This is a genomic window from Candidatus Methylacidiphilales bacterium (assembly GCA_025056655.1).
GTDB lineage: Bacteria > Verrucomicrobiota > Verrucomicrobiia > Methylacidiphilales > JANWVL01 > JANWVL01.
The window spans coordinates 1-21,078 of the sequence record JANWVL010000102.1; the positions used below are offsets into that span (position 1 = coordinate 1).

The 21,078-nt window shown below is 46.8% G+C and carries 17 protein-coding genes; 7 read left to right on the forward strand and 10 right to left on the reverse strand.

Features of this window, described 5'->3' with window-relative positions:
- The first annotated feature begins 204 nt into the window (after window positions 1–204).
- Window positions 205–612, forward strand: coding sequence for a DoxX family protein (locus tag NZM04_06255; GenBank protein ID MCS7063630.1), 408 nt, complete (start codon window positions 205–207; stop codon window positions 610–612).
- Window positions 613–615: 3 nt separating this feature from the next.
- Here NZM04_06255 and NZM04_06260 read toward each other — a convergent pair whose 3' ends face one another.
- Together NZM04_06260 and ugpC are read right to left on the reverse strand one after the other, a co-directional pair.
- Window positions 616–3,384: an MMPL family transporter gene (locus NZM04_06260; protein MCS7063631.1), complete on the reverse strand. Its 2,769-nt coding sequence runs from the start codon at window positions 3,382–3,384 to the stop codon at window positions 616–618.
- Between the two features lie 39 nt (window positions 3,385–3,423).
- Window positions 3,424–4,596 carry a sn-glycerol-3-phosphate ABC transporter ATP-binding protein UgpC gene (gene ugpC, locus NZM04_06265; protein MCS7063632.1) on the reverse strand — a complete coding sequence of 391 codons (1,173 nt, stop codon included), beginning with the start codon at window positions 4,594–4,596 and terminating at the stop codon, window positions 3,424–3,426.
- A 44-nt stretch (window positions 4,597–4,640) separates the two neighbouring features.
- On the opposite strand from ugpC, the gene lnt reads away from it, so the two are divergent.
- The 4 genes from lnt to NZM04_06285 are packed head-to-tail and all read left to right on the forward strand — an operon-like array spanning window position 4,641 to window position 8,674.
- Window positions 4,641–6,227 (forward strand): apolipoprotein N-acyltransferase, encoded by a 1,587-nt coding sequence (lnt, locus tag NZM04_06270; GenBank protein ID MCS7063633.1) that lies wholly within the window; start codon window positions 4,641–4,643, stop codon window positions 6,225–6,227.
- A 15-nt stretch (window positions 6,228–6,242) separates the two neighbouring features.
- Window positions 6,243–6,962 (forward strand): RDD family protein, encoded by a 720-nt coding sequence (locus tag NZM04_06275; GenBank protein ID MCS7063634.1) that lies wholly within the window; start codon window positions 6,243–6,245, stop codon window positions 6,960–6,962.
- A gap of 28 nt (window positions 6,963–6,990) precedes the next feature.
- Window positions 6,991–7,707 (forward strand): tRNA pseudouridine(55) synthase TruB, encoded by a 717-nt coding sequence (truB, locus tag NZM04_06280; protein MCS7063635.1) that lies wholly within the window; start codon window positions 6,991–6,993, stop codon window positions 7,705–7,707.
- 25 nt (window positions 7,708–7,732) lie between these two features.
- Complete coding sequence (locus tag NZM04_06285) at window positions 7,733–8,674, forward strand: bifunctional riboflavin kinase/FAD synthetase (protein MCS7063636.1); 942 nt, start codon at window positions 7,733–7,735, stop codon at window positions 8,672–8,674.
- Window position 8,675: 1 nt separating this feature from the next.
- Here NZM04_06285 and carA read toward each other — a convergent pair whose 3' ends face one another.
- A complete protein-coding gene (carA, locus tag NZM04_06290) occupies window positions 8,676–9,809 on the reverse strand; it encodes a glutamine-hydrolyzing carbamoyl-phosphate synthase small subunit (protein ID MCS7063637.1) in 1,134 nt (377 codons plus the stop codon).
- Window positions 9,810–9,929: 120 nt separating this feature from the next.
- Between carA and NZM04_06295 the strand changes: the two genes are divergently transcribed.
- Together NZM04_06295 and NZM04_06300 are read left to right on the forward strand one after the other, a co-directional pair.
- Window positions 9,930–10,847: an EfeM/EfeO family lipoprotein gene (locus NZM04_06295; protein ID MCS7063638.1), complete on the forward strand. Its 918-nt coding sequence runs from the start codon at window positions 9,930–9,932 to the stop codon at window positions 10,845–10,847.
- A gap of 26 nt (window positions 10,848–10,873) precedes the next feature.
- Window positions 10,874–12,295 (forward strand): carbohydrate porin, encoded by a 1,422-nt coding sequence (locus tag NZM04_06300; protein MCS7063639.1) that lies wholly within the window; start codon window positions 10,874–10,876, stop codon window positions 12,293–12,295.
- Here NZM04_06300 and secG read toward each other — a convergent pair.
- From secG to NZM04_06335, 7 genes are all read right to left on the reverse strand, one after another.
- A complete protein-coding gene (gene secG / locus NZM04_06305) occupies window positions 12,292–12,738 on the reverse strand; it encodes a preprotein translocase subunit SecG (GenBank protein ID MCS7063640.1) in 447 nt (148 codons plus the stop codon). The two genes, NZM04_06300 and secG, sit on opposite strands and share 4 nt — an antisense overlap.
- A gap of 14 nt (window positions 12,739–12,752) precedes the next feature.
- Complete coding sequence (gene tpiA, locus NZM04_06310; protein MCS7063641.1) at window positions 12,753–13,523, reverse strand: triose-phosphate isomerase; 771 nt, start codon at window positions 13,521–13,523, stop codon at window positions 12,753–12,755.
- Between the two features lie 37 nt (window positions 13,524–13,560).
- Window positions 13,561–14,781 carry a phosphoglycerate kinase gene (locus NZM04_06315; protein ID MCS7063642.1) on the reverse strand — a complete coding sequence of 407 codons (1,221 nt, stop codon included), beginning with the start codon at window positions 14,779–14,781 and terminating at the stop codon, window positions 13,561–13,563.
- 11 nt (window positions 14,782–14,792) lie between these two features.
- The gene (gap, locus tag NZM04_06320) at window positions 14,793–15,839 is read right to left on the reverse strand and encodes a type I glyceraldehyde-3-phosphate dehydrogenase (protein ID MCS7063643.1); all 1,047 of its coding nucleotides are present in this window, start codon (window positions 15,837–15,839) and stop codon (window positions 14,793–14,795) included.
- A gap of 21 nt (window positions 15,840–15,860) precedes the next feature.
- A complete protein-coding gene (gene ppdK / locus NZM04_06325) occupies window positions 15,861–18,668 on the reverse strand; it encodes a pyruvate, phosphate dikinase (protein ID MCS7063644.1) in 2,808 nt (935 codons plus the stop codon).
- Between the two features lie 142 nt (window positions 18,669–18,810).
- Window positions 18,811–20,001, reverse strand: a complete 1,191-nt coding sequence (locus NZM04_06330) for an argininosuccinate synthase (protein ID MCS7063645.1) — start codon at window positions 19,999–20,001, stop codon at window positions 18,811–18,813.
- A 32-nt stretch (window positions 20,002–20,033) separates the two neighbouring features.
- Window positions 20,034–21,078 (reverse strand): glycosyltransferase (locus NZM04_06335; GenBank protein ID MCS7063646.1); only part of this gene is annotated, 1,045 nt, incomplete at its 5' end.

Below are 21,078 nucleotides of genomic sequence, written 5' to 3' on the forward strand. Positions count from 1 at the left end.
ACCCCCCAACCCTTCCCTCCGGCGTCACACTCACGATATACTTTCCCAAGAAAAAACGCGCCAATTCGACAACATTCTCCTGTTGATACACCTCACGGCTTATCTTCTTCCCCATACTGCCATCATTCTAATTTTCCAAACCTCCCCTCCCCAAGCCTAAAATCATACTTGCTATTGCTCACAAACCGCCCAGCCTGAAAGACGATGAAATTCCTCTTCCAACTCATCAACCTCCGTTTCATCCCCTACTTCCCAGATCTAGGCTTGCTTCTCCTTCGTCTCATCGGTGGAGGGGTAATGATATACGCGCACGGTTGGGAGAAACTCACCAACTTCTCATCCAAAGCCGCGCAATTTCCTGATCCCTTAGGGCTAGGCTCCACCACAAGTCTGGGCCTCACCATATTTGCTGAGGTATTCTGTGCATTTCTCTTGATCTTAGGAATAGGCACGCGTTTTGCAGCAGCTGCCTTATCAATAACCATGAGCGTGGCGTTCTTCATTGTTCACAAGGGCAGCATAGCAGAAGGAGAATTAGCCTTGATGTTTCTCACCATCTACCTTACCCTATTTCTGAGCGGCGGTGGAAAATACGCTCTCTATCGAGACTAACCCCTAAGCCTCCTTTTCACCCCTACTCATACAAATATTGATACAATACAAAACCTGCGGAAGAATCATTGTGCTTGCAATCAAACACATCCCTATCCCAACCATCATGAGCAAACCTAGGCTGTAAAGCCCCTCATATTGGCTAATCATCATCGAACCAAACCCCACCATCGAAGTAAGAGCCGACATCACCACAGCTTTACCCGTGCTATTCGAAAATAAATTCATCTGTGGCGCCTCACGCCAACGATCCACCGTATAAATACCGTAAGCGACACCTATTCCTATCACCAAAGGCAACGTCACAATATTTGCAGGATTAAACGGAATCTGCAAAGCCACCATTAATCCCAGCGTAAATACAATCGCAATCCCCAAAGGCAAAAGAGCTAAAAGCCCATGTGTAATGCGACCAAAATGCAAAAAAATCAGCACCACCACCGTCAACAAAGCCCACTGAGCTGCCTCAAGATAACTTTGCCGCAGCAACTCGATATACTCGTAGTTCTGCACCGGCGTGCCAGTTGCCATAGGGTCAACTGACCTCAGGTCATTCACAAATCGAACGTTGGGCTCACGATCCCATATATTCTCCTTCGGATGCGCTTCAATCAACAATCGACCCCGACTCGACACAAAACGCTGCCGTATCACACCGGGCACATCCTCCAGCATAATTACTCGATCAAACGCTTGCTGTTTCAAAAAGGCTAAATCCTTCTGCATCGTCCCAAACACTTCAACCTGATAGCGATTCAACCGACGCCCAATTTCCTCTTGGCTCAGATCCCCCATAGCTGCCAAAGCACGTTCTATCGGAGGAATGAGTCGCCCAAAAACTTCCTCCGCGTCACGCGCCATCTGCGAGACAGCACGATACTTCGATGCCTCTCGACGCCCTTCCCTACTATGTTCTAAAAGCTCTTGAAGCCGCTTTCGTGTCCTCTCGACATCGATGGATCGGCTCACATCCGTATCCAAACGAATCCCCCGCAACAGCTCCACAATTCGCCGAATAATTGGCAGCTTCTCCTCCTGTCTCTCAGGAAAGAAATCCAATATTGACCGCACCTCCTGGACTGTCGGCAGCGCCTTCAACGCCTCTGTCTTTCTCTTGGCATCCTCTTTATCCTCAGCAATGACTATCCCGTAAATAATCGAGTTCCCAGCAACATCGAGCAACTTATGGGTCAGCCTCACCGACTCTAGACTTTGAGATTGGAGATTGAGTAGATTGTAATCAAAATAAACTCGATGCATCACCAGCCCAGCTACCAATAAAGCGACGCCCGTCCCCACTAACACAAGCCTAGGCGAAAAAAAGAGCACCTTCTGCATTAAAACCCCTGGAGTCCAATGGCTCGGATCCGCACTACGAGAAAGTTGATCTTGGCTCTTCCTTAAATCAAAAAAAACATACAACGAAGGAAGCACAAACAGATTGCCGATGAGACATAAAAGAACGCCCGTCCCCGCTATTAAGCCAAACTCAGCCAGTCCGATAAAATCATTAAAACACATAGTGTAAAACGCCGCCGCTGTCGTAGAAGCTCCCGTCACCAATACCACTCCCGTATGCCCTAAGGTCTGCGTTAAGGCCGTTAAGATATTTTTGCAACGGGCGAGTTCCTCCTCGTAACGACTCATCATTTGAATTCCGAAATCAATCCCAAGCCCAATAACCATTGCGACAAATGCCTGAGAAATGATATTCAAATGTCCAATAGCAAGCACAGCAAAAGCAAGAGACCACACAATCCCCATCACCAGCACTACTAACGCGCAGAGTGGTCGATTGACCTGGCGATAAGCCAAAATAAAAAGCAAAGCGCAGATTCCAAAAGAAAGCACCGCTGCTTTCGCACTATCATCCATGCTGATTCGCAACTCATCATCCATCAGCACCGGCTCACCCGTTAACCCAATCCGCACGTCCTGGTAAGCCCTCTGCACCTCTTCTATAACCTTTCGGATCGCAGCTGTAGCAGCACCGTATGGCGAGGCTGCAAACATGTCCACGTTCACAGGACTCGCCAAAACTAATACAATACGTCCTTCGTCATAGCTCAGATATTCGTTCTCCTCCATCAACCGCTGCACCCCCTGCATCTTCTGCTTTACTTCAGACGCACGAGCAGAAGAGGGAAACCGAGCGTTATTTGTAATCGGATTTTGAAGATGACTCGCAAGCTGGTCGAGCATCTCGATAAATCTTGCAACAAACGGCTTAAACTCCCTCCAATTCGAAGCCCTCCTCAAATACTTCTCCGAAAACTTCGCATTCGCCTCATTCAAAATACTGTTGATATCAAGTCGAAATCCAGGCTGTCTTAAAACACGAGCAAACTGCTTCACTTCCTCCTCAAGCTTCACCAAATCTTCATGTGGAAGAAAAAGAAGAAAACGATTCTGCAACGAAGAAAAATCAATCCGATATAACACTCTGCCTACGTGTTCATCTAGCTGCTCCAGACGTTCCCCAATAACCCGTGCCACCTCACGATTGCGTTCGACATTTTCGGACTGAATCACAATCACAAAGTCTTCCTCCACCCCAAATTCCTTCTTAAAAGCTAAATAATTCTTGTGTGACGGGGAATCTTCACGGATCAATACATTCGTGCTATTGGTCACCTTCAGTCGTGTCGCAACAAGCCATCCTGCAGACGCCGTCAAAATAACAGCAAAGACAAGAATCCATCCGTGATAACGGTAAATTTGCGGAGCCAGCCCTTGCAACAGCCTCTTAATCCATCGATGAATATGGTGCATGTCTCCTCTAGGCGGCTTTACAATTACACCTCTGGTGTCTCAGACAAGTAGTTTGCAAGCGGTCTGCCAATTCTCAATATCAAGCTGTTTTTTCTTTTGATCAAAAAAAGGCTCTTCTGGTGCAAGACTAAAGAAACGCGCCTGTGGCATTTTGACCCCTAAAGTTAATGTGCCTATCTCCGAAGGTCGTGCAGATCCGCTGATGCGCGCGATCACTGAATGTTTCCCGACCCGCAAATAAATCAGGTTTTCCGACCCCAATGACTCAACCAAGTCAACTTCTCCCCTCAGTGAAGGTGCCCCAGCATCCACATCGATAGATAAATGTTCTGGGCGTATACCCATGCAGATTTTTTGACCCATATGACCATGCAGACGCGCAGATTGGTCCTCAGTCAATCGCAGCAGTAAAGCCTTATCTTCAGCCTCAAAAAATAGTGAACCCTGATGTTGAATAACCCGACCATAGATAAAATTCATCGGCGGACTCCCGATGAAACCGGCCACAAACATATTAGCAGGCTCTCGGTATAACGTCATCGGTTCAGCAATCTGCTGAATTCTTCCATGCTTCATAATCGTAATACGATCACCCATCGTCATGGCCTCTACTTGGTCATGCGTCACATAAATCATCGTCGCAGAAAGCCTCTGGTGAAGCTTTGAAATCTCCGTGCGCATCTGCACCCGCATCTTAGCGTCCAAATTCGATAAAGGTTCATCAAAAAGAAAGACTTTAGGCTTGCGCACGATGGCTCGACCTAAAGCCACCCGTTGCCGTTGTCCACCCGACAAAGCTTTAGGCCTTCGACGAAGCATCTCATCCGTTAAACCCAGTATTTGAGCGGCTTCACGGACTCTCTCGTCAATCACATTCTCAGCAAGTTTTCTCAATCGCAAACCAAAAGCCAAATTCTCATACACCGACATGTGTGGATAGAGCGCATAGTTTTGAAACACCATTGCAATATCTCGATCTTTCGGTGCCACATCATTCACCACACGATCACCTATCCAGATCTTACCTTTGGAAATCTCCTCTAGCCCGGCGATCATTCTTAATGTAGTGGACTTTCCGCAGCCCGAGGGGCCGACAAAGACCATAAATTCCCGATCCTCGACAGTTAAATTTACATCCTCTACGGCGACGACAGGCTCTCTTTGTTCCCCAGAATAAATTTTATAAACGCCTTCTAAAACAACCTTGGCCATAACGCGCTATTTGAGCATAAATGTGCCCTCCGTCGAGCGTTACCATGCATGCCCTAATCAGAAAAATGCCCCCACTAACTGTGGCATTTCAAGCTCTGAGCGCTCTATCCTCTGCAGCATTGTTAACCTTAGCACTGCCGCCTTATTCGCAATCATGGCTCGCATGGTTTGCCCTAGCTCCTTGGATTTTAGCGGTAAGACAGTCTCCCACTCGAAAGTCTCTTACAGTCATCACATTACTTTTTGCTTTTCCTTACCACATTGCGACTCTCTGGTGGATTGGCCATGTGACGGTCCTCGGGATGGTGACTCTCTGTGCCTATCTCTCATGTTATCCCCTACTCTTTGCGCATCTGATCTATCGTCCACTTACAAACCTGAAAATCCTAAGCTCTTTCCCTATTTTAAAGTTATCTTTAACGGCGGCCGCACTCTGGACAGTGCTAGAATGGATTCGAAGCTGGTTCTTGACTGGTTTTTTGTGGAATCATCTAGCCACGACTCAATACCTCAATCTCGCATTTATACAAGTGGTCGCCTTCACTGGCGTATATGGCCCGATCTTTTTATTAGTGTTAGCCAACTTCGTTTTAGCTTTGACTCTCCTGCGGCTTATTGCTGAAGCCCAGCGCGCACAACCCGTGCGGCCACATCTTGACTTTTCTCTTACCTTTGCCTGCATCGCAGTTTGCTTTGCTATAGGGCTACGCGAGCTTCTTACCCCCGAGGATGGTTCGGGGCTCAAGCCTATCAGGATTGCGGCAGTCCAGGCTAATATTCCTCAGGAAGTAAAAGCCACGCGTGATCTCACAGCAGAGGAGATTTTTGAAAAACACGTTCGGCTCACTCACCTTGCTTTACCCCTGAAACCAGACCTAATATTGTGGCCAGAAACTTCCACCGGTTATACGTTACTTGATCTCTTATACACTCGTTCACAAATCTTCGAACTCGCGCAACAAAGCGATTTTCTCTTCGGGGTGTTAGAACGGCACTATCCAGATAAAATTTATAACACTGCATGCCTAATTCCTCGTGGAGCCAAAGAGATAAACGCCATGCAGATTTATCGCAAAAATCACTTAGTCATGTTTGGTGAATACACTCCGTTAGCTGAGTTTTTTCCTTTTTTACGAAATCTTGTGCCATACTCCCATGATCTAACGGCTGGAGAAGAACCCAACCTCTTAGAGGCTGTCCAAGGCTCGCTCCGTCTTGCTCCGCTTATCTGCTTTGAAGACGTCGTGCCTTCTTTAGTCCGTCGTTTTGCTGCGCTGAAACCGCAAATCTTAGTAAATCTTACTAACGACGGTTGGTTCAAAGACTCGCCTGGAGCGCTTCAACACTTGGCCAACAGCGTGTTTCGCTGCATAGAAACAGGATTGCCGATGATACGTTCTACAAATACTGGCATCACAGCCATTGTCAGCCCCCGAGGTGCAATCACGCATCGTTTGACAGATGAAAACGGCCGCGATGTAGAAGTTGAGGGCGTGCTCACAGCATCATTAAATATTCGCTCAAATCCTAAAGAGACGTTTTACACCCGTTGGGGAGACGTTTTTGTGTATGGATGTTTATTGTGGATTTTACTCTTGACCTTAAAATTCAGCTTCAGCCCGAAACACTAGCTTTTTTAAGCGAATATGAGTAGCGACACGACATTATTTTGGATTCGCGGAGAAGATGGGAATGAATACGGCCCTGTAGGGATAAGCGAACTTAAAGTCTGGCTTGCTGAAGATCGAATCGGTCCAGACTCCGAAGCTACAATAGACATCCAAGGACGCCCTAAGCTGCCATGGCGTCGGCTCGATACCCTTTATGAAGCGCGAGAATTGTGGAAATCCGAATTGAAGAAAATTCAAACCTGGGCTCAACAAATGCCTACCTTAGCCCCATTATCACGCCGCATATGGGCTGGAATAATTGATACTGTGTTTGTTCTATTGTTGATGATCTTTATCTTCTCTCTAGCGTTAATTTATATTCTTAACATCCGGCCTGAGCAAATCGAAAACCTATCTACTACACTTCTACAATCTCCATCAGAGCCATCTGCTGCTCTCGTCATCTTAATGATGAACCTACTTAGTTACACTGTGATGCTCATTTATTTTGGGTATTTCCATCTTTTTCGTGAGGGACGCACACTGGGCATGACAGTTTGCGGTTTGAAGGTTGCCGACGAAAAAGGCCAAGCCTTACGAAAAGGGCAAGCTCTACTGCGAACATTTGGAATTGTGTTAACAATTCATTTTTACGGGATTGGGTTTTTGCCCGCATTTTTTACTGAGCGCCGCCAAGCCTTTCACGACTTGATTTCACGAACTCTCGTGATCCTTAAAAATCGTGTAGAAAATTAAACAAGGGACTGCAGTTCACACGCCATTTATGACTGAGATCGATGGATTACTCCTTCTTGATAAACCTGCTGGTTGCACTTCTCACGACCTTGTAGACCGTGTGCGCCGCAAGTTTGGAATAAAAAAAGTCGGACATTGTGGGACACTAGATCCGCAAGCCACAGGGCTGCTTATGCTTTTACTAGGCAAAGCTACAAAGATGCAGGCTTTATTAATGGCAGAAGATAAAACTTATCGTGGAACGATGCGACTCGGTGTCATCACAGACACACAAGATGCAGATGGTAAAATTATCGAAGAACGACCCGTTCCAGATATTGATCCAAAAATCATCGAAGCAGCTTTCGAACGTTATCGGGGTGACTTCTACCAGACACCGCCGATGGTTTCAGCGCTCAAGAAAGACGGTGTGCCCCTTTATAAGTTAGCTCGAAAAGGTCTGGTCGTAGAGCGAGAACCTCGTCTCGTGCATGTATATTGGAGCCAAATCATTAAGATCGACCTACCTCGAGTTGAGTTTGAGTTGCGTTGCAGCAAAGGATTTTACGTTCGCACCTATTGTGATGATATCGGTAAATTCATCGGAACTGGTGCTTGCCTAGAGAAACTATGCCGAACAGCTTCGGGTAATTTTCGCCTAGACCAAGCCATCTCATGGGAGAAATGTGAGGCGCTTGATAGCCTTTCAGCGTTAAAACCCTACATCATAAGCCCGGCAGAAGTCTCAAGAATCCGTCGCCAATGATAAATAGCCCTCAGACGGGCAGCCTATGCTTATCAAACCTTTTTTTGAGCAGTCTCCTGAACCTCACATTGAAGCATTGGCTTTGGGATTTTTCGATGGCGTGCACCGCGGTCATCGTTATCTCTTTCGCAAGCTACTCGAGATCTCAACACCTGAAAGATCAGGTGTAGCGACATTCGAACCGCATCCTTTACGAGTGATTGCTCCTGAGCATGAGCCGCCCTTACTAATGACTTTGCCGCAAAAAATTCAGGCGATTCAAAACTGTGGAGTTCCGAACGTCTTTATATGGGGATTTGACGAAGACATACGAAATTTAAGCCCAGATCTATTTGCAAAACATTTGCGTTTTCTTTTTCCTTCGCTCCGACAGTTAGTTGTCGGAGAAAATTGGCGTTTCGGTTTCCAAGCTTCCGGCACGCCGGCTCATCTTTCCGCGTTCGGTCAAAATTACGGCTGGAAAGTTCACGTGATTCCGCCGATATGCGATGAAAATGGCTTAAGAATAAGCAGTTCACTCATACGCAAATTGATCAAAGAAGGCAGAATACTCGAAGCTGAAAAACTACTCGGCGACTCATGGCGTGTAACTGGCCGCGTTGTAAAAGGGGCTGGAATAGGAAGGCAGATTGGTTTTCCGACTGCGAACCTTGAACTCGATCGTTCCATTTTATGGCCACCTGATGGCGTCTATGCCGGAGTAGCTGAGTGCAAAGCAAAACGCTGCCTCGCTGTGATCAATGTTGGATATCGTCCGACTGTCTCTAAAAATAAACAGCACACACTCGAAGTTCATCTTATTAACTACGAAGGAGGCGATCTTTACGGTGAGATCCTGGAATTAAGCGGATGGATTAGACTTCGAGCAGAGCAACAATTTGCTAGTTTGGAAGCATTACAGGCGCAAATTAAAGAAGACATCGCTAGGGCATGCTCGCTAAAAGAACGTGACAAATGGAATGTGTGACTTAAACGCGCGGAGCCCGTGTCGCGATCATCTCTGAAAATTCTTGGAAGAAGGGCACAGCATCATTCGGCCCTGGCGCAGCTTCAGGATGATATTGGACAGAGAAGATTGGAAATTCACGATGCGCAAGAGCTTCGCAAGTTCCATCGTTGAGGTTGATCTGAGTGATGACAACAGCAGTATCTTTGAAACTCTCTGGATCCGTCGCAAAACCATGATTTTGCGCGGTGATTGCGACTTTACCAGTGCGCAGATCCTTAACCGGTTGGTTGCCTCCTCGATGGCCAAACTTCAGTTTGAAGGTTCTGCCGCCTAGAGCGTAAGTGAGCATTTGATGCCCAAGACAAATCCCGAAAATTGGTATTTTTCCAACCAGTTGTCTTAAATTTTCATGGACATACCGAAGCTCGGAGGGATCCCCAGGCCCGTTGGAAAGGAAAAGTCCATCAGGCTTTAGGGCCAGAACATCTTCAGCTGAAGTTTCTGCAGGCACGACAGTGACTTGAAAACCGTGTTGTCGTAGGCGCCGCAAGATATTTCGCTTAATGCCGAAATCATAAGCGACTATGCGATGACGATAAGCAGGCAATGAATTGATTTTTTCGATTGGGCTAAGGCTTTCTTGAGCGTTTTCATCCCAAGTATAAGGGGCAGATGTAGTGACCTCCTTTACAAAATCACGTCCAAGGTAATGGAAGGAACGGGCCCGTGCTACAGCCTCTTCTGGTGTAAGAGGCTCCGTAGTGATGACGCCTCGCAAAGCACCCACCGTGCGCAACTTTAAGGTAAGAGCACGAGTATCGACACCTTGAATACCAATGATGTTATGACGGTAGAGGAAATGCTCCAGAGTTTCGCGTGAACGCCAGTTGCTGGCAATAGGAGAGAGATTGCGAATAACAAAACCAGCCACCTGAGGGGCCGCAGACTCATTGTCATCAGGGTGTATGCCGTAGTTGCCAATTTCAGGGTAAGTCATTGCTACGATCTGTCCGCGGTAGCTTGGATCCGTAAGCACCTCTTGATAACCAGACATTGAGGTATTGAAACATACTTCACCACAAGAGGTGCCAGTTGCGCCAAAAGCTGTGCCTCGGTAGAGCGTGCCATCTTCAAGAGCGAGGAGAGCTTGCATGGAGATTTGCTAGACAGCTTCAAGAATAAGGCAAGGACAACCACGGATGATTGTAGTTGTTAGTTGATTAGGATATTTATTATTTGACATTGAGTCTCAAATTCAATAACTTTGATGTGTATGAATAATCAAACACTACACTACTTTTCACGTCGGTCTTTTCTTCAGGGTTTGACCGCTGTTTCAGTGCTCTTTCTTGCCAATAGCCGAGCACAGGATGAGCCTGGAAGCTTTTCTGTTACAAAAGGGGATGACACTGCTGACAAGTATGCCCAGCAGGTAGATGAGGGGCTGAAATACTTTAAGAGAAGAGCCTTGGATCAGATTGAACTTGTTAAAAAGATGGGCGAGGCAATTCAATCTGGTGATATTTCTCGGGCTAAAGAGAGTTATATTATTGCAAGACCTCCATATGAAGAAATTGAAGTTTTAGCGAACAGCTTTCCAGAGACAGATGCGGAAATAGATGCTCGGGCATATGCATTCGAGAATGGCCCGACTGATGAAGCATTTATCGGTTTTCATAAAATAGAATATTTTTTATTTGCTGAAGAAAATTTAAAGGAGGCTGAACGTTATGTCCCAAGGCTGCTTGAGAGCTGCAAGATGCTTGTAAAAGTTCTCGATGAGCGGTCGAGGTTTTCTTCAAAGAGGACTTTCGACGGGATCATTAGTGTAGCTAACGAGGTTGCTGCTAAAAAAATCTCAAGCGAAGAAGAGACATTCTCTGATCAGACGCTATTAATATTCAAACATAATTGGATAGGAATTCACAGCCAATATAAGCCTTTTCATCCTCTAGTCAGAGATAAAGACAAGGCTGTGGCAGATGAAGTGATTCAAGCTCATAATGAGGCGATGGAGATAATCAAACCGCATTTTCATGAAGGCAGTGTAGCTGGAACTCCTTATAGCAAATTTGGGATTAAAGACCGTGCTCGAGTCGTCCGCGCATCCGTCGCCATCCGTGAATCTCTGAAAAAAGCTGCAGAAGTGTTAGGGATACATAGTTACCCCTACTCAAATTTTAACGCCTAAGTCTCATGAATAAATTCCGAAACCTTATGAGAGTCATCTTTTCGAATGCCGCAGCGATAAGAAGCAAAATTCTGTCGCTGCTACTGCTATCATTTCCATTGAGTAATCTCATTCGGGCAGAGGAAAAAAATCTCACATCGCAGAACATACAAAGTCTTAGAAAAAATCAGACTCGAGTTTATTTATTTGACGACTGCAAAGGTATTCGTCCGAAGCTTTCGGAAAAAGGGCTTGAGTTTACGTTCAATTATACCGGAGAAATCTTTTCTAATTTGTCGGGTGGGTTATCAGGTCGCACAGGAAGTGTCTACACGGGATTGTGGGAAATGGGAGCGGAGATAGATGCGGAGAAATTATTTAACTGGCAAGGAGGGAAGGCTCGTCTGAGTTCTTTCTATTCACATGGATCAAGTTTAACGCAGAAATACTTAGGTGACTTGAACACGGTCAGCAATATAGACGATTACGATAGCTTGAGTCTTTTTGAATTATGGATCGAACAGAACTTCTTCGAGGACAAGCTGTCCATACGCGTCGGGCAAATGGCAGCAGATGAGGAGTTTTTGCAGAATGAATACTCAAGTTATCTGATCAACGCCGCATTTGGTTGGCCGACAGTTATAACTGCAAATGCCAAAGAGACCCCAGCCTACGGTATGGCTGGCCTAGGGGCTAGGATTGGAGGACGGTGGGGGGAACATTTTGATTTCAAGGTGGGAATTTACGAAGGGCTTGTGGATACAGTGGATGCAGAGGGGCGTAGTTTGAATCCTCATAACGTGAGATGGCGCTTAGATGACGAGGAAGGGCTGTTTATTATCAGTGAAATTAGCTTCAAATTTGACGATACGGATGAGCCCAGAGGATTAAGAGGGGATTATCGTTTAGGTTACTGGAGACACACAGGTCGTCATAATGACTTGCGTTTCGACACCGCGGGGTTCTCGTTGGCAGATGATGGAGGTATAACAGGAAATCCAGTGACAGGAATTCCAAAAAGCTATTCTTTTAATCACGGCTTCTACTGGTCATTTGGGCAGATGATTTATCGTGAGGTCAACGGTAAAAGCTCTAATGAGGGATTGGGATTTTTCTTTCGTGGTGGATTATGTCCTGAGAAAAACCGAAGTCTCGTGCCCTACGCCTTTGATTTTGGATGGGCATACAAAGGCCTTTTCTCGAATAGATCAGAAGACTGGCTCGTGATGGGTTATACGATAGCCTTTATCAGTGACGAATTGAGGGAGCTGGAAAATGATCGTGAGACTTTGACTGGCGAGGAAGTGCCTAAGAGTAGTTTTGAAGGGGTATGGGAGATGTCTTATTTACTTCAAGTTAATCCTTATTTTTCGTTGCAGCCTTGTTTGCAATACATCGTTAATCCCGGAGGCTTTAAGGATCGAGAGGATGCAGTGGTTGTCGGCCTGAGGCTAGCTCTGAGTTTTTAGTCTGATTTTTGATCCGCAGATTTAGGAGCGGCAGGAGTTGTGGTTAGATTAGGATTTTGCTGATTGGAATTGTCTGAAGGTTTTCCTTCTACAGAAGAAGCAGGCTCACTTTGTTCAGAAGAAACATTCTCATTTGCTTTGACCTCAGTTTGAGCGGATGATGGTAAAGGCATGCGGAGTTTTTGTTGAAGCGAAGTTTCTCCATGCTTATGGCTATAGATTGCAGCAATAGTTATGGTAAGAATAAAAAAAAGTATTGTGAGCCATACAGTGCCCTTTTCCAGGACATTGGATGCTTGGGCCCCAAATACAGATTCAGTGATGTGCCCCCCAAAGCTCGCACCCAGACCCTCCTGACGGGGCCTTTGCATGAGTATTAAAAGAATGAGCATGAGTGCAACCAAGACAAGTAGAACAATTAGAAGACCTAGTAAAATATTCATAAGATAAGATTAATTCAATTTTGCGGAATTGATCTGACTATGCTTGTGAACGACCGAGCATCAAGAGAAGCTCCACCTACAAGCGCGCCGTCTATATCGGGTTGTGCCAGTAACGATTGAGCATTGTCTGGTTTTACACTTCCTCCATATTGAATACGTATTCGTTTCGAAATCTCTGGATTGTAAAGGCTTTGAAGAATTTTTCGGATCAAGGCATGAGCCTCCTGAGCTTGTGCAGGTGTAGCGTTGTGACCAGTGCCGATTGCCCATACTGGCTCATAGGCAATAACTAGCTCCTCTAGATCTTTCTCACTTATACCTTCCAACGCGCCTTCGATTTGAGATTGGAGGACTTCAGGCCAACGTTGCGATTGGCGCTGAGCCAATGTTTCCCCGATGCATAGTATCGGTCTTAGACCAGCAGGAATGGCCGCTTTCAGTTTCCTGTTGATCAACGCATCATCTTCACCAAAGTATTGTCGGCGTTCAGAGTGTCCGATGATAACGTAGCGGACATACATATCTCGAAGCATAGCTGGCGAAATCTCGCCGGTGAAAGCTCCTTGATTTTCGTAATGAACGTTTTGTGCTCCGAGTCGAATATTCGGCGCGTGGCTGAGAAGATCTCCGACGACGTGCAAGGCAGTGTAAGGCGGGCAAAGGACAATCTCAGCATGGTTAAAATCACTGAGCTCTTGAATAATGTCTTGCGTCAACTCACGAGCCTCAGTGGCTGTCTTATGCATTTTCCAGTTTCCAGCGATGATTTTTTTTCGAAAAGCCATAGTGAGGTAAATAGTGGCAGTGAAATTGACCTGTATATTAGGGAGCGATATCCGGTATTACGGCCAATCCAGGAAGCTCTTTACCCTCAAGCAACTCAAGAGAAGCGCCCCCTCCTGTAGAGATAAAGGTCATTTTGTGAGCATAACCGGCTTTATTTACAGCTTTGACCGAATCTCCGCCTCCAATTATAGAGACGCATTCTCTATTCTTTGCGACATATTCAGCAATCGCAAAACTTCCTTCAGCACATGCCTTAATCTCAAAGATTCCCATCGGACCATTCCAGAATACAGTCCTGGCCTTGTTGATTTCTTCACGATATAATTCACGAGTATTCGGGCCGATATCGACACCTTCAAAATTGTCGGGAATACCATCCTCTATCCTAGCTACTTGCAGAGGTGACACCTCCCTACCTTTTAAATCAACATGCTCAGCGATCATGTTATCCACAGGCAATAAAAACTTCACACCCTTCTCTTTTGCTTTGTTCAGCGCTGAGCGAGCTGTCTCGACTTGATCCGGCTCGACTAAAGATTTCCCAACCTTTTTGCCGAGAGCTAAGAAGAACGTGTAGGCCATTGCTCCACCGATCAACATTACATCAGCTCGATCTAAAAGACGATCGATGACTTTGATTTTATCTGAGACCTTTGCACCCCCCAAAATCACCACAAACGGCCGTTTGGGCTGGCTGAGCTCACCTTCTAGATAACGGAGCTCCTTTTCCATAAGCAATCCTATTGCTCTTTCTTTTACCAGCTTCGCAACTCCCACAGTAGAAGCATGGGCACGATGAGCTGCGCCAAATGCATCGTTAATGAATACCGTAGCTCCATTCAACAGCTGGCGAGCAAACTCCGGATCATTCGCCTCCTCACCCGCGTGAAAGCGAACGTTTTCCAACAAAACTATTCCCCCCGGCTTTAGCCTTGAGATGGCTTGCTGTGCCTGAAACCCTATGCAGTCAGAGGCAAAAGAAACGGGTTGCCTCAGCATCTCTCCGAGCCGCACAGCTACAGGGACCAGAGATTGCGTCGGATCTACTTGCCCCTTCGGACGCCCTAAATGACTAATCAGAATGGTGCGCGCCCCTTTTTCAATCAGGTGATATAGAGTCGGGAGTGTTTCACGGATGCGAGTTTCATCGCTAATACGGATTTCCCCCCTTTTGTGTTCTAGAGGGACATTAAAATCGACTCGGACAAGGACGAGTTTTCCTTGCAAATTAAGATCTCGAAGGGTGATTTTAGCCATGTGGGAACTATTCAAGCCTTGTTTAAAATATGCCGTATCAGATCTACACAGCGATTGGAGTAACCCCATTCGTTATCATACCAACTGATAAGTTTGAAAAATCGCGAATTTAATTCAATCCCGCTACCTGCATCAAATATGCTCGAATGCGTATCGTGAATAAAATCCGTCGAAACAACCTCATCCTCGGTGTAAGCAAGGATACCTTTCAGATATGTCTCACTAGCACGTTTCATGGCTGCGCAGATCTCTTTGTATGAAGTCTCACGGGTTGTCTTCACAGTCAAATCAACCACTGAGACTGTAGGAGTCGGCACACGAAAAGCCATTCCCGTTAGCTTGCCCTTAACTTCGGGACAAACCAGGCCGACAGCCTTTGCTGCTCCAGTGGTCGAGGGAATGATATTTATGGCTGCTGTGCGACCGCCCTTCCAGTCTTTCTTTGAAGGACCGTCTACCGTCTTTTGCGTGGCGGTGTAACTATGGACAGTCGTCATAAGGCCTTCATCTATTCCGAAACCTTCTTTCAACAGGACATGGACCATCGGGGCAAGGCAGTTCGTTGTGCACGACGCATTTGAAATAATATGATGCTTCGAAGGGTCATACTTTTCGTGATTGACTCCCATCACAATTGTGATGTCCTCCCCTTTCGCTGGCGCAGAAATAATCACCTTCTTTGCACCCGCTGTGATATGACCTTTGGCTTTCTCAGCATCCGTGAATAATCCTGTAGATTCAACCACTAATTCCACACCTAGCTCTTTCCAAGGTAAAGCTGAAGGCCCCTCTTTGATAGCTAAACAGCGAATCTTATGACCGTTGACCACCAAAATATCATCCTCAGCAGCGGAAGCCGATGATTTCTCGCTGCTCACCGAGCCTTGAAACTTTCCTTGTGTCGAATCGTATTTTAATAAATATGCAAGATTATCCGCAGGCACAAGGTCATTGACCGCTACCACGTCCAACGTTTTGCCCAATAACCCCTGCTCGACTATTGCTCTGAAAACTAGCCGACCAATACGGCCGAAACCATTGATAGCAATTTTCATCATAACTTCAGTTTCTATCCTTGTTTAGTTCTTTTTACTTTTGGAAATGAGCCCCGCTTTCTTTTCAGCTAACGCTGCTTGAGCCGCTGCCAGTCTGGCCACCGGGACTCGGTATGGAGAGCAGCTCACATAACTCAAACCCAAGCGATGACAGAATTTAACGCTCGATGGATCTCCACCATGCTCGCCACAAATGCCAAGCTTGATATCGGGGCGTGTTTTACGGCCGTTCTCCACTGCTAGACGCATAAGTTCACCAACGCCCGCTTCATCTATACTGGCAAACGGATTCTGTTTCACAATCTCTGCCTCAATATAATATGGCAAGAACGAACCAGAATCATCTCGACTCATGCCTAAAGTTGTCTGAGTAAGATCATTCGTGCCGAAGCTGAAAAATTCCGCAGTCTTTGCGATTTGATCAGCCACGACACAAGCTCGCGGGATTTCGATCATCGTCCCAACTTGATAAGACAACTTCACGCCTTTGTTTTCTTCCTGAACCACTCGAGCCACGTTGTGAACAATCTCAACTTGCAGCTCAAGCTCCTTCGGGAAGCCCACCAGCGGGATCATAATTTCGGGTTTAACCCTAATCCCTTCCTTTTGGACTTGGATAGCGGCTTCAAATATAGCCCGAGCTTGCATCGCTGTAATCTCAGGATAGACGATACCAAGCCGGCATCCACGATGCCCCAGCATTGGGTTAAACTCATGCAGCTCAGCCACGCGCTTCATGATCACCTCAACATCCATCCCGATCTTCTTAGAAAGGTCGAGCTGCTGCTCCTTAGTATGGGGAAGAAATTCATGCAAAGGTGGATCGATCAAGCGTATTGTTGCAGGGCGTCCTTGCAGAGCGCGGAAAATCCCCACAAAGTCGTTTCGCTGAAGCGGAAGGAGCTTGGCCAATGCCGCTTCGCGTGCGGATTTATCTGTAGCAAGGATCATCTCGCGCATGGCATCAATCCGGTCCCCTTCGAAAAACATATGTTCAGTGCGGCAAAGCCCGATGCCTTCAGCGCCAAATGCAACGGCTATTTCTGCCTGATCAGGTTGATCTGCATTCGTGCGAATTCCGAGGCGGCGATGCTTATCCGCCCACTTCATGATTTGATCAAAGTAGCGGTAAATAAGGCTCTCTTTAGGCGAAAGACTTTTATCAATCAACACCTGCACAATCTCAGACGGAGCTGTCTTGACTTCACCAGAAAACACCTCTCCCGTCGTCCCATCAATCGAAATATAATCGCCTTTATGAAAGACTAGATCGCCCACAGAAAGTGTCTGTTTGTCATAATCTATCCGCAAACTACCACATCCGCAGACGCAGACTTTACCCATCTGACGCGCAACAAGTGCAGCATGTGAACTCACGCCTCCGCGAGCAGTCAATATCCCCTCTGCGGCCAACATTCCGCGGATGTCCTCAGGCGAAGTCTCTACGCGCACCAGTAAGACCTTCTCGCCGCGTTGGTGGGCAGCTTCTGCCTCTGAGGCATTGAAATAAATTCTCCCAGACGCAGCGCCAGGGCCGGCCGGCAGACCCGTTGCAATCAACGTCGCTTTCCTGCGTGCCTCACGGTCAAAGACTGGTGCTAAAAGTTGAGTTAATGAATCTGCAGGAATGCGCTCTATTGCCTCATCGGGGGTGATTAACTTCTCTTTTACCATTTCACAAGCGATTCGCACAGCTGCAACACCAGTCCGCTTCCCGTTCCGCGTCTGAAGCATGAAGACCTTGCCGTTCTCTATCGTAAACTCAAAGTCCTGCATCTCGCGGAAATGTTTCTCAAGAATGGTGCGAATCTCCTGTAGTTCTCGATACGCCTTGGGCATTTGAATCTTTAACTTTTCAACAGGCTCAGGCGTGCGCACTCCAGCTACAACGTCCTCTCCCTGTGCATTGACGAGATATTCGCCATAAAAAACCTTCTCCCCAGTCGCAGGATCTCGTGTAAAGGCGACGCCCGAGGCGCTTTCGTTGCCGGTATTACCGAAGACCATCGCCTGCACATTTACTGCTGTGCCCCACTCATGGGGAATGCCATATTTTCTGCGGTAAACAATTGCTCGATCATTATTCCATGAGCCAAAAACTGCTCCGATCGCACCATAGAGCTGCTCCATGGGATCACTGGGAAAGTCGCGGCCAGTTCGTTCTCGCACTAGATTTTTAAATCGTGCAACAAGCTCTTTTAGCGCGGCAACATCAAGCTCATTATCCTTAGCATGGGGATTTCCCAAGAGATCCCGTTTCACACTTTCAATCACAGTCTCAAACGGCTCATGATCCTCCCCAGGGCGTTTCTGCACTCCCATTACGACGTCCCCATACATCTGGATAAACCGCCGATAACAGTCATACGCGAACCGTTCATTATTACTAATCGTCGCCAGCCCCACAACCGTCTCGTCATTCAATCCTAAATTCAAAATAGTATCCATCATGCCTGGCATCGAATCTCGTGCTCCAGAACGCACAGCGACCAGCAGCGGATTACTTGTGCTGCCAAACTTCTTCCCAAGGCTCTTCTCCATTTTGCTCAAGGCTTCCTCAACCTGAGCTTTTAGCGTAGGCGGATAAGTGCGATTGTTAGCGTAATAATAGGTGCAGACCTCTGTAGTAATCGTGAAACCCGGAGGCACAGGCAGACCAATTCGCGTCATCTCCGCTAAGTTCGCTCCCTTCCCTCCAAGCAACGCCTTCATCGATCCATCGCCGTCCGCTCGTCCGTCACCCCATGAATACACATATTTGATGGCTTTCCTACCAGTAGTGGCTGTTCCAGCGCTGGACTTTCCTCTTTTTCCGCCAGAAGCTACTTTCAAAGACAGGTTGGATTGTAAACGTGACTTAGTAGACGATTTTTTAAGTGCCATAGAATTTCAAAAGTTTAGTGAAGCGGAGATTGCCGCGAAGATTCGGGGCGTCAAGGATTAAACAACATTCGCCTCCCCAAGAGCTCTCGTTTTACAATTGGTAACGAGCCCGCTGGCGCAGCCGTAGAGCTTGCAAGCGGATAAACCCTCCTGCATCCCTTTGATCATAAGCTCCCTCGTCCGCTTCCATAGTAGCTATCTTAGGATTATATAAAGAGAAGACACTTTTTCGACCGACGGTAATCACATTCCCCTTATAAAGCTTCAGTCGCACCGTCCCAGAAACCTTTTCTTGAGATTGATCAATTGCCGCTTGCAAAAATTCCCGCTCCGGAGCAAACCAAAATCCATAGTAAATCATCTCCGCATAACGCGGAATCAGACTATCTCGCAAATGCATCACTTCTCGATCCAATGTTAAAGTCTCAATCTGCCGATGTGCATGCATTAAAATCGTGCCTCCCGGCGTCTCATACACCCCGCGGGATTTCATCCCGACGAAACGATTTTCAACAATATCCACTCTTCCAATTCCATGCTTGCCCCCAAGTTTATTGAGCGTTTGGAGCACTCCTGCAGGACTGAGCGCTACCCCATTTACCGCTACACAATTCCCTTTTTCAAACGTCAATTCCACATATTCAGGCTCATCTGGGGCTTCCTCTGGAGACACTGTCAACACAAACATATCCCGCGGCGGTTCAGCCCAAGGATCCTCTAAAATCCCGCTTTCAAAGCTGATATGCAGCAAATTTCGATCCGTCGAATACGGCTTCTCAGCCGTCACCGAGACCGGGATTCCGTGTTCCTTCGCATAAGCAATCAAATCACTACGCCCTTTAAAATCCCACTCTCTCCAAGGGGCGATTACTTGCAAGTCCGGCGCCAAAGCTGCAAATGTCAGCTCAAAACGCACCTGATCATTCCCCTTCCCTGTCGCCCCGTGCGCCACGGCTGAAGCCCCTTCACTTCGCGCAATCTCCACCTGCCGCTTAGCGATCAGGGGCCTAGCTATACTCGTCCCTAGGTAGTATTGCCCCTCATAAACAGCATTTGCCCGAATCATTGGGAAAATAAAGTCTCGCGCAAATTCCTCCCGCAGATCATCAATGAAACATTTACTCGCCCCAGTAGAAAGCGCTTTAGCTTCAAGTCCCTCCAATTCCTCTTCCTGCCCGATATCCGCACAAAACGCAATCACCTCCGCTTGATACCGCTCTTTGAGCCATTTCAAAATCACTGACGTATCCAATCCTCCCGAGTAAGCTACGACTATTTTCATAAGAAACATTGCGCCTCTAGCGTAAAATCATTTCAATCACAAGGACGTTCTCTATCGAGCAGGTCCCCCATCGCTGATTTACCCCAACGCTTATTCCAACTCCAGCATATCGCCTCCACCAGGCGCATCCACACGTCTCTACTCACAAAAACCAAACCCGTATCATACCCCGGAGGGCTTTCTCTCTTTAATTCTGCATAACTTCTGCGCCAGCATCCAGGCGCAAAAGAGGATACCCTCAATACAAAGAGCGTATTCAGAAGCCGCTTAAATCGCTTATGAAAAGGCGCAGAGGCTAGAAAAGATAGCCATGTGCGACGATAGCCTTCTTTGAGTTTACGATTATCCGTGATTTCGCTTATACAAGGTTCACCAGAATTCTTCGCGCAAAAATGCACTAGTTTTTCACGTACATATGCATAATATTTGTAACGAACCATAACGTTCAAAAATAGAGTCCAATCATAGCCGATTCCTCGATTGTAGTAAAAATCAGCATCCGGCATGGGGATGTAAAATGAAAAAGCTGAAAGTAAGTCTTTTCTCCGAAATAAAGCACAACACGGCGACATCGGAGAAATAAGCCTTGCAGCTCGCTTGAAAAAATCCTCTGCACTCGAAATCAAAAACGAAGACTCTTCACGGCTAGTAGAACTTCCAATACCATTTCCCCTCCCTCCTTCGCCGTCAACTGCATCACAATAACTCAGCCCTATCTTATCACCGCAGCTCGCCTTAAAAGGCAAAAGCAATTTCTCCACGCAAGTCTCCTCAATCCAATCGTCCGAAAAACACAACTTCACATATTCCCCTCGTGCCTCGGCTACACCGCGCCACCAATTCGCGACAGGACCTACATTTTCGTGGTTAAAATGGCAACGTATCCGTCCATGTTTTTGCAACAAGCGATTCAAAACTTCTTGTGTGCCATCTGTAGAAGCATTGTCTGTCACAATTACTTCAATTTCTTTATAACTCTGCCGCAAAGCGCTATCGATCGCCCTCACTACACTATCCTTTCGATTGTAAACAGGAATCACGATAGACACCACAGGTCTCGACATAATACCATCCTTA